Origin of the sequence: uncultured Paracoccus sp., from assembly GCF_945915435.1 — a bacterium.
Classification (GTDB): domain Bacteria; phylum Pseudomonadota; class Alphaproteobacteria; order Rhodobacterales; family Rhodobacteraceae; genus Paracoccus.
In genome coordinates this window covers 30,842-40,708 of record NZ_CAMEFG010000036.1, presented here as the reverse complement: position 1 = coordinate 40,708, position 9,867 = coordinate 30,842, and the positions used below count along the sequence as shown (strand labels likewise).

At 66.6% G+C, this 9,867-nt stretch carries 10 protein-coding genes; all 10 read left to right on the top strand.

Annotated features, from left to right (window positions below; translation table 11 throughout):
- The coding region (locus tag Q0O97_RS12490; RefSeq protein WP_294929643.1) for an FAD-dependent oxidoreductase at positions 1–355 on the top strand (355 nt) is incomplete at its 5' end.
- On the top strand, positions 336–632 hold the full coding sequence (locus tag Q0O97_RS12485; protein WP_294929640.1) for a (2Fe-2S)-binding protein: 297 nt from the start codon (positions 336–338) through the stop codon (positions 630–632). The genes Q0O97_RS12490 and Q0O97_RS12485, both read left to right, overlap by 20 nt.
- The gene (locus Q0O97_RS12480; protein ID WP_294929638.1) at positions 629–2,014 is read left to right on the top strand and encodes an NAD(P)/FAD-dependent oxidoreductase; all 1,386 of its coding nucleotides are present in this window, start codon (positions 629–631) and stop codon (positions 2,012–2,014) included. The genes Q0O97_RS12485 and Q0O97_RS12480 overlap by 4 nt, the downstream gene beginning before the upstream one ends.
- Positions 2,011–3,132: an FAD-dependent oxidoreductase gene (locus tag Q0O97_RS12475; protein ID WP_294929635.1), complete on the top strand. Its 1,122-nt coding sequence runs from the start codon at positions 2,011–2,013 to the stop codon at positions 3,130–3,132. Before Q0O97_RS12480 ends, Q0O97_RS12475 begins: the two co-directional genes overlap by 4 nt.
- The gene (locus Q0O97_RS12470) at positions 3,129–4,067 is read left to right on the top strand and encodes an ABC transporter permease (RefSeq protein ID WP_294929633.1); all 939 of its coding nucleotides are present in this window, start codon (positions 3,129–3,131) and stop codon (positions 4,065–4,067) included. The genes Q0O97_RS12475 and Q0O97_RS12470 overlap by 4 nt, the downstream gene beginning before the upstream one ends.
- Entirely contained in the window at positions 4,067–4,930 is an 864-nt protein-coding gene (locus Q0O97_RS12465) for an ABC transporter permease (RefSeq protein ID WP_294929630.1), read from the top strand. The genes Q0O97_RS12470 and Q0O97_RS12465 overlap by 1 nt, the downstream gene beginning before the upstream one ends.
- Positions 4,931–4,943: 13 nt before the next feature.
- Positions 4,944–6,764 (top strand): ABC transporter ATP-binding protein, encoded by a 1,821-nt coding sequence (locus tag Q0O97_RS12460; RefSeq protein WP_294929627.1) that lies wholly within the window; start codon positions 4,944–4,946, stop codon positions 6,762–6,764.
- Positions 6,765–6,981: 217 nt separating this feature from the next.
- Positions 6,982–8,223, top strand: a complete 1,242-nt coding sequence (locus tag Q0O97_RS12455; RefSeq protein ID WP_294929624.1) for a multidrug effflux MFS transporter — start codon at positions 6,982–6,984, stop codon at positions 8,221–8,223.
- A 54-nt stretch (positions 8,224–8,277) separates the two neighbouring features.
- A complete protein-coding gene (locus Q0O97_RS12450) occupies positions 8,278–9,078 on the top strand; it encodes a hypothetical protein (protein ID WP_294929622.1) in 801 nt (266 codons plus the stop codon).
- On the top strand, positions 9,075–9,866 hold the full coding sequence (locus tag Q0O97_RS12445; RefSeq protein WP_294929619.1) for a hypothetical protein: 792 nt from the start codon (positions 9,075–9,077) through the stop codon (positions 9,864–9,866). Before Q0O97_RS12450 ends, Q0O97_RS12445 begins: the two co-directional genes overlap by 4 nt.
- Position 9,867: the final 1 nt, after the last annotated feature.

Here is a 9,867-nt window from a genome sequence, read left to right as displayed (position 1 = left end):
TGTCGAGGGCACCATCATGATCGGCGCCACGAAGGAAGAGGCCGGCGAGGACGTCGCGGCCACCATCCGCGCCTCGGCCTGGCTGTCGCGCAAGACGGTCGAGATCGCGCCAGCCCTGTCGCGGGTGCAACTGGTCCGACACTGGTCGGGGCTGCGGATCATGACGCCCGACAGCTATCCCGTCTATGCCCAGTCCAGGGAATGTCCCGGCGTCTTCGTGGCAAGCTGCCATTCCGGCGTCACGCTTGCCGCCGTTCACGCCACGGAACTTGCCGGTCACATCGCGGCCGGCGCGCTTCCCGAAACCTGCCAACCTTTCCACCACAGGCGCTTCGATGTTCAGACAGCTTGCTGATTCCGGCAGTCCCTCATTCCTTGTGTATATCGACGGCAGCGAGACTGTTGCCCGTCCCGGCGATACGGTCGCCGCGGTGCTGCTGCGCACGGCGCCCGGCATCGCCCGGCACACGCCCGTCGGGGAAACGCCACGCGCGCCCTATTGCATGATGGGGGTATGTTTCGACTGCCTCGCGACGGTGGACGGCGAAACCTCGGTCCAGACCTGCCTGGTCGAGGCCCGTCCGGGCATGCGCATCCAGCGCCAGAAGGGCAAGGTAAGGATCACGCCATGACATCCGAACACGATATCCTGATCGTCGGTGCGGGACCGGCGGGCATGGCTGCGGCGATGCAGCTTGCGGGACTGGGCCTTTCGCCGCTGGTGATCGACGAACAGCCCATGCCCGGCGGCCAGATCTGGCGCGCCAGCGAGGGCGCGCGGCCCGATGCCGTGCGGCGGGCGCTGGGTCCCGATTATGCGCAGGGGGCCGGACGGGTCGCGGAGTTCCGCAACTCGGGCGTCGATTACCTGCCCGGCACGCGGATGTGGCACCTGGAACCGGGCTTTCAGGTCTTCATGTCGCGGGACGGCGCGGCTTTTTCGCGCAGTTGCCGCGCGGTGTTGCTGGCGACCGGGGCGCAGGAGCGGCCTGTGCCGCTGCCGGGCTGGACGCTGCCGGGGGTAATGACCGTGGGCGCGGCGCAGATCCTGCTGAAGACCTCGGCGCAAATCCCCGACCAGCCGGTGTGGATCGCGGGATCGGGTCCGCTGCCGCTGCTCTATATCCGGCAGTTGCTGGCCGTGGGCGGCAAGGTTGCGGGCTATCTGGACACGACGCCGCGAGGTGGGGCAGGACGGGCCTTGCCCCATGCCGCCGCTGCATGGCGCGGACGCGGCGATCTGCTGAAAGGTCTGAAGTGGCTGCGCGAACTGCGCCGGGCCGGGCTTCGCTGGTTGCGTGGCGTGGGCGATATCCGCGCCCTGGGCGAGGAACGGATAGAGGCGGTTTGCTATACCACGCCCGACGGGCAGCTACATCGCGAACCGGCCTCGGTCCTTTTGCTGCACGAGGGGGTGGTTCCGTCGATCCATGCGACGCTGGCGATGAATTGCGACCATCTCTGGTCCGACGCGCAGGGCTGTTTCGTCCCGCAGGTCGACGCTTGGGGCATGACCAGCGTCGAGGGGCTTTATCTGGCGGGCGACGGCGCGGGAATCGCGGGCGCGCCGGCTGCCGAGGCGCGTGGGCGCATCGCGGCCCTGGGCATCGCGCAATGGCTGGGCCACAGGTTGCCGGAAGGGGCCGAACCCGCTGCGCGTGCGGCGCTGGCCCGTGCCCTCGCCTCGCGCCCGGTGATCGACGCGCTTTACCCGCCGCCCGATGACGATATCGCCGACGAGGCCGTCGTCTGCCGCTGCGAAGAACTGACGGCGGGCGAAATCCGCGCGGCGGCCAGGCTGCATCGCGGCGGTCCCAATCAGGTCAAGGCCTATACCCGCTGCGGGATGGGACCGTGCCAGGGGCGCCAGTGCGGCTATAGCGTGAATCGCCTGCTGGCTGCCGAATATGGCAAAAGCCGGGCCGAAACCGGATTTTTCCGCATCCGCCCGCCGCTGAAGCCGGTGAGGCTGGGCGAACTCGCAGCCCTGCAAGAGGGCCGGGAGGCGCCATGACAAACCCGGATATCCTGATCGTGGGGGGCGGGCTGCATGGGTTGTCGGCCGCCTTGCATCTGGCCCGGTGCGGCGCTTCGGTGACGGTGCTGGAAGGCGAATTCGTCGGGCGGCATGCTTCGGGCGCCTCTGCTGCCGGGGTCCGCACGCTGGGCCGCAACCCGCTGGAGATGCCGCTTTCCACCATCTCGATGGACATGTGGCACGACATCGCCGAACTGGTCGGCGACGATTGCGGCTTTCACGCCCACGGCCAGCTTCGGGTCGCCGAAACCGACGCGCAGATCGCAGCCGAGACGCAGCGGATCGCGCGGCTGACGGCTGCGGGCTATGATAATGAGACGGTGATCGGACAGGACCAGTTGCGCGCGCTGGTGCCCGGCATCAATCCCAAGTTCATCGGTGCGGCCTATGCGGCGCGGGACGGCGCGGCGGACCCCCATCGCACGTTGGTGGCCTTTCGCGCGGCGGCCTTGCGCGCGGGTGTGACGATCCGTGAAGGCGCCCCGGTGACCGGCCTTTGCCGCCGCGGCGGGCTCTGGGCCGCCACCATGCCCGGCGGGACCGTCAGCGCCCCGCAGGCAATCAATGCCGCAGGGGCATGGGGTGCGCGCATTGCCGCGCTGACGGGGGAAAACATCCCGCTTTCGGCCAAGGCCTCGATGATGATGGTCACCGAGCGGCTGGCCCGGACCATCCGTCCGGTGGTCGGCATCATCGGCCGGTCGCTTTCGTTCAAGCAGTCCTCGCAAGGGACGCTGGTTCTGGGGGGCGGGATACAGGGGCGCTACGATCTGGACAGCGGGCGCACCTTCATGGATTTCCACGCGCTTGCAAGGGGCGCGATGGCGGCGACGGAACTGATGCCCTCGGTTTCAGGCGCCCGGATCACCCGCTGCTGGTCGGGGATCGAGGGAAAGACGCAGGACCTGCTGCCCGTCATCTGCCCGGCCCGCGCCGAGGGGCTGTTCCATGCCTTCGGCTTTTCGGGACACGGCTTCCAGCTTGTTCCCGCCGCCGGTGCGGCCATTGCCGAAATGGTGATTACCGGCATTGTTCCCCCGACCTTGCAACCTTTCGCCGCCGACCGTTTTTCACAAGAGGGAGCCGCCGCATGACCCAATATGTGATCCGACGCGTTCTGCTTGCCATTCCCACGTTGCTTTTGATGCTGACGGTGATCTTCGTCCTGGTGCGCCTTGTGCCGGGGGACGCAGCGATCACCATCCTGGGCGATCAGGCCAGCGCGGAATCCCTGGCACGGCTGCGCGCGCAGCTTGGTCTGGATCAGCCGATCCATGTCCAATACATCGACTTTCTGGCCAAGGCCGTGACGGGCGATTTCGGGCATTCGCTGGCCACCGGACGCAGCGTCCTGCACGAGGTCATGATCGTGCTGCCCTATACGCTTGAACTGACGGCGGCGGCGCTGCTGATCGGGGCGGCAATCGGCATCCCGCTGGGGACCTATGCGGCGCTGCACCGCAACCGCTGGCCCGATTATTTCAGCCGCGTCCTGTCGCTGGTCGGGCTGTCCTTTCCCGCCTTCGTGTCGGGCATCCTGATGCTGCTGGCCTTCGCGGTCAACCTGCGCTGGTTTCCCGTGATCGGCGGCAGCGGCAGCGGGCTGGGCGATCACCTGCGCAACCTTGCCCTGCCCGCCCTGAACCTGGGGCTGATCATGACGGCCTATATCACGCGGGTCACGCGCTCGTCGATGCTGGGCGTGCTGAGCGAGGATTACATCCGCACTGCCCGCGCCAAGGGCGTCCGGCCGGGGCAGTTGATCCGCCGCCATGCCCTGCGCAACGCGCTGATCCCGGTCGTGACCATCGTGGGGCTGTATTTCGGCACGCTGATCGGCAATTCGGTCCTGACCGAGATCGTCTTTTCCCGCCCCGGCCTGGGGCGGCTGATCCTGGGTGCGCTGAATGCGCGCGATTACACCTTGCTGCAAGGGCTGATGGTGGTCTTCGCGACCTTTGTCATCCTTGTGAACATGCTGACTGACATTGCCTATGGGCTGGTCGATCCGAGGGTGAAATACAACTGATGTCCACTGCAACCGAGATCCCCGCCCGCCGCAGCGCCCTTTGGCTGGCCTTTCGCCGCAACCGGCTGTCATGGGTCGGCCTGGCGCTGCTGACCATCATCGTCGGCGCGGCGGTCTTTGCGCCGCTGCTGGCCCCCTACGATCCGCTGGCCCAGCATATCGTCAACCGCCTGCAACCCCCCTCGGCCGAGTTCTGGCTGGGCACCGACACCTATGGCCGCGACGTGCTGTCTCGGCTGATCCACGGCGCGCGCGTGTCGCTGGTCGTGGGTTTCGTGGCGATCCTGATCGCGATGGTCGTCGGCTCGGCCATCGGCATCCTTTCGGGGTTCATCGGCGGGCTCTTCGACCGCGTGGTGATGAGCGTGCTGGACGTGATGCTGTCCTTTCCGACGCTGCTTCTGGGCCTGATGATCGCGGCGATGCTGGGCGCCAGCTTCGAAAACCTGATCATCGCCATCGCCATCACCGAGATGGCGCCCTTCGCCCGCGTCGCCCGTGCGCCCACCATCGCGCTGAAGCAGCGCGACTTCATCGAGGCGGGCCGCGCGATGGGCTTTTCCAACCCGCGCCTGATGGGGCTGCACATCTTCCCCAACATGGTGTCCGAGGTGGTCGTCATGGGTTCCATGTGGATGGCCAGCGCGATTCGCACCGAGGCGTCACTCAGCTTCATCGGGCTTGGCGTCCCGCCACCGACGCCGACCTGGGGCAGCATGATCCGCGAAGGGTTCGAGAACATCCTGGATTCCTGGTGGCTGGTGCTGTTTCCCAGCCTGGCCATCCTGATGACCGTGCTGGCGCTGAACATCCTGGGCGATGCGCTGCGCGATGCGATCGACCCGAAAACCCGCGTGCAATGACAGGAGCCTTGCGATGACGACTGCCGATGCCTCTCCCATTCTCGACGTGCAGGGCCTTCGGACCGAGTTCCGCAGCGACGACGCCTGGCAAGCCGCCGTCCATGACCTGTCGTTGCGGGTGCATGCCAACGAGACCCTGGCCGTCGTGGGCGAATCCGGCTCGGGCAAGTCGGTGACGGCGCTGTCGATCCTGCGGCTTCTGCCCCCCGGCGCAAGGATCGCGCGCGGGCGCGTCCTGTTCGAGGGCACCGACCTGACCAAGCTGGACGAAAGGGCGATGTCGGCCATCCGCGGCAACCGGATCGCCATGATCTTCCAGGAACCGATGACCTCGCTCAACCCCACGATGACCGTCGGCGCGCAGATCGGGGAATCGCTGGCCATCCATCGCGGGATGGGCGCGGCGCGCGCGCGGTCCGAGGCGCTCGCGCTTCTGGATCGTGTCCGCATTCCATCGGCCAGGCGGCGGCTGGATGAGTTTCCCCATCAGTTTTCAGGTGGGATGCGTCAGCGGGTCATGATCGCAATGGCGCTGGCGTGCCGGCCAAGGCTGTTGATCGCTGACGAACCGACGACGGCGCTGGACGTCACCATTCAGGCGCAGATCCTGCAACTGATCAAGGAATTGCAGGATGAGGAAAAAATGGGCGTCCTGTTCATCACCCATGACATGGGCGTTGTGGCCGAGATCGCCGACCGCGCTCTGGTGATGCGCAACGGCGAGGTCGTCGAGACCGGCGAATGCCACGCCATCTTCGCGCGGCCCCGGCATCCCTATACCCGCACGCTTTTGTTCGCGGTGCCGAAGCTGGGCGCGATGGGCGCGTCCGACCGGCCCATGCCCTTCCCGGAAATGGACGAAAACGGTCAGGCCGTCACCCCGCCGATGCGCGAGGCCGATACCGTCAAGCGCGACGGCGAGCCGCTGTTGCAGGTCCGCAACCTGACGACCCGCTTCGATATCAGGGGCGGCATCTTCCGGGGCATCCGCGGCCGCGTCCATGCGGTCGAAGATGTTTCGTTCGATCTGCGGGCGGGTGAGACGCTGGCCCTGGTCGGCGAAAGCGGTTGCGGCAAATCGACCACGGGCCGCTCGGTCCTGCACCTGCTCAGGCCCAACTCGGGCGAGGTTCTGGTCGAGGGGCGCGCCTTGTCCTCGCTGACACCCGCGCAGATGCAGCGGCAGCGCTGCCGGATGCAGATGATCTTTCAGGATCCGTTCGCCAGCCTCGATCCGCGCCAGACCGTCGGTGCCGCGATTGCCGAACCTTTGCTGGTGCATCGCCTTGCGGACCGCCGCGCGGCGCGGACGCGCGTGTCGCAACTGCTGGAACAGGTCGGCCTGCCGCCTTCGGTGGCGGATCGCTATCCGCATGAATTCTCGGGCGGCCAGCGGCAGCGCATCTGCATTGCCCGCGCATTGGGGATGGAGCCGCGCCTGATCGTGGCGGACGAATCGGTTTCGGCGCTGGACGTGTCGATCAAGGCCCAGATCGTGAACCTGATGCTGGACCTTCAGGCGCGGCTGGGGCTGGCCTATCTGTTCATCAGCCACGACATGGCGGTGGTCGAACGTGTCAGCCACCGCGTCGCGGTCATGTATCTGGGCGAAATCGTCGAGATCGGACCCCGCGCGCAGGTCTTCGGCAATCCCCGGCATCCTTATACGAGAAAGCTGCTCTCCGCGGTGCCGGTGCCCGATCCCTCGCGCCGCCGCGACCGGCGGGTGCTGCCGGATGCCGAGATCCCCAGCCCGATCCGCCCCGTCGATCATGTGCCGGTCCCACGTCGTTACCACGAGGTTGGCGCCGGTCATCTGGTGATGGACCACTAGCGGTCGCGACCCTGCCGGGCTGGCCGGGAACCCTGCCGGCGGTCATGGTGCCGAAGCGGAAGACGGGCCACGCCGCGGATATCTTCAGGCAGGACCCTGCGTCGGCAGGGGAATGGGTCGGGCGAGGGGTTGCAATGCCCGCGGCGCGGGTCCAAGTTCCCCCCGACAGGTCTGAACGCCTCAGCGTCCCGGCCCCATCATTTCCAAGGTTGTCTTCATGTCTGCCCCCACTGCATCCAGCCGGGACGTGTCCCGGCCCGAATTCATTGCCCTGATCGCCGGGCTGATGGCGCTCAATGCGCTGGCCATCGACGTCATGCTGCCCGCCTTGCCCTATATGGGCGCGGCATTGGGCGTCCTTAACGAAAACGACCGCCATTTCGTGCTGACCGCTTATATGCTGGGCTTCGGCATCGCCCAACTGGCCTTCGGCCCGCTTTCGGATCGATTCGGCAGGCGCGCGCCGCTGTTCGTGGGCCTGGTGATCTATGTCATCGCCGCCTTCACCGCCGTGTTCTCGCCCAATTTCGCGACGCTTCTGGTCCTGCGCTTCGTCCAGGGGGTCGGCGCCGCCGGAACCCGCGTCATCGCCACCTCGGTGGTGCGCGACCGCTTTCACGGGCGCGCCATGGCCGAGGTCATGTCGCTGGTCTTCATGGTCTTCATGATCATCCCGGTGATCGCCCCGGCCATCGGGCAGGTGATCCTGCTGACCGGCCCGTGGGAATATATTTTCCTGTTCATGGCGGTCGTGGGCATGGCGATCACGGTCTGGGCCTTCCTGCGCCTGCCCGAGACCCTTGCCCCCGAAAACCGCCGCCCGCTGCGCGCCGCCGTGATCCTGGACGGCTTCCGCATCGTCGTGACGAACCGCAACGCCATCATGTATGGCCTTGCCGGGACCTTCATCTTCGCGGCGCTGTTCGGCTTCATCAACACCTCGCAGCAGATCTATGTCGATATCTACGATCTGGGCGCGCTGTTTCCGCTGGCCTTCGCCTTTCAGGCCTCGCTGATGTCGGTGTCGTCCTATACCAACTCGCGCATGGTGCGCCGCATCGGCATGAGGCGGCTGAGCCACGGCGCCATGCTGACCTTCGTCGCGGTCAGCGCGTTGTGGCTGGTGCTGGCCCTGACCCTGCCCGCGATGCCGCTGTGGCTGTTCATGGGGCTGCTGTGCGTGATCATGTTCATGTTCGGCTGGTCGGCGTCGAACATGAATTCGCTGTCGCTTGAACCCCTGGGCGCGGTGGCGGGCACGGCCTCGTCGGTGTTCGGCTTCATCCAGACGGTGGGGGGCGCGCTGCTCGGCACGCTGGTGGGCAGCTTCTTCGACGGCACCGTCGTGCCCATCGCCGCGGGCTATGTCATCTTTGGCCTTCTGGCGCTTGGCTGCATCCTGATCGCCGAAAAGGGCAGGCTGTTCGGCGTGGGCGAGGAATATCGCACCGACGCATAGACCCGCCGCCCGCGCCGAACGCCGCTCTCGACGGGGCGGCGCGGGTGGTTTATCGTGCGGGGAAATTTCCTGATCGGTTCCAGCCGGATGCTCTCGTTAAGCGAATTTCTTACCCCCGACGGCCTTGCCCGATATGACGGCGAACGCCGCCTTGAGGAAGAGCGGCAGGCGATGGCCTTCCTGCGCCGCAGCTTTGCGCCTGCGACCGCGCTGCTGTCGGATGACGAGTTGCGCGACGTGGCGCGCTTCGGCATCGCGCATGCGCAGCAGCGCGGCGTGACCAGCCTGCGCGACCGGCAGCGATACCTTATTCCCGTGATGTTCTGGGGCAGCTATTTCGAACTGGACCCGCAATATCGCGACGCGCTGGCCCGCTGCTGGTGGATCGACCGGAACGGGCGGCGGACCGGCTCGACCCATCTTTCCGCCGTCATCGCCGAGATCGACCGGATCGAGCGGGCAACCGCCCCCGATCATGCGGATATGCGCCGTCCCGTCCAGGCGATGGCACGGCTTTACCGCGATCATGAGGGCGAGCTGGCGACCAGCTCCCTGATGCTGTCCCATATGGAAAGCTGCTGGCCCGCCCGCTTCGCGCTGATGGGCGGCGTGCATGGGGATTATCTTGACGCACTTGCCCCGGTGCTGCGCCGCTACGGCCTGAAATCGGCCGATGCGGTCGCCTATGCCTGCATCGCCATGCAGCTTGGCTTTCGCTTTGCCGACGATCCGCGTTTCCCCTGGGCGCGGGCGGCGCTGGCGCCCGATGACCGGACACCCGAAGAACGCAGGCTGGCCTTCGGGCAGGCCGTGCTGCGCTATTGGCAGTCCTTGCTGCCGCAGGAGGGCGAATGACCCCGAAAACGACCACCTCGCTGGCCGAAGGTTGCCGCAATTTCTGGTCCGGCCTGATGCGACAGGCCGATGCGGCGCCGTTGCCCCAACCCAGCGGCGGGACGGCTGGCGCCGAGGGCGGCGCGGCGGCGGACACGCAGGCCACGGCACCCGACCGGGACGTTTCCGCGCTGGAATGCCCTTGCGACGACAAATGGCTGGTCATCACCATCACCCGCCACACCAAGCACAATTTCGGCGGACGTTGGGATTGCACCGTCGGCGATTTGAAGATGGAGCTTTGGGACACGGAAAACGCAGGCTCGGGCACGCTGGTCTTTGAATGCCTGACCTCCGAGCGGGGCGGGCCGGGCGAGGCCGCCTTCAACTACAGTTCGAACGGGCCGAATTACGCTTATTACAACCAATACATGATCGTCGCCCGCGACAGCTATGGCCTGTCGCCGCACAGCACCGTGAATTACAAGACCTACGGCTACAGCACCGCCTATCTGAACAAGCCCCGCCCCGGCATCGCCATCTATGGCACCGGGTCGGGCAGCATGGACCGCCGGACCGGCGTGCTGATCCATCCGGGCACCTCGCATACCTGGTCGGTCGGCTGCATCGTCCTGCACCGCGACGGCAGCGTATCGCGCGGGGCCTACCGCTTCGATCAAAGCGTCAGCGTGAACGCCGTGCTGGAGTTCCTGGAGAAGGTCCATACCTTCGCGGGCAAGTCCAGGCTGCCGATCGGTGCAAGGATCCCGCGCGTCAAACTGCGCATTCGCGAGAATTTCGATGGATAAC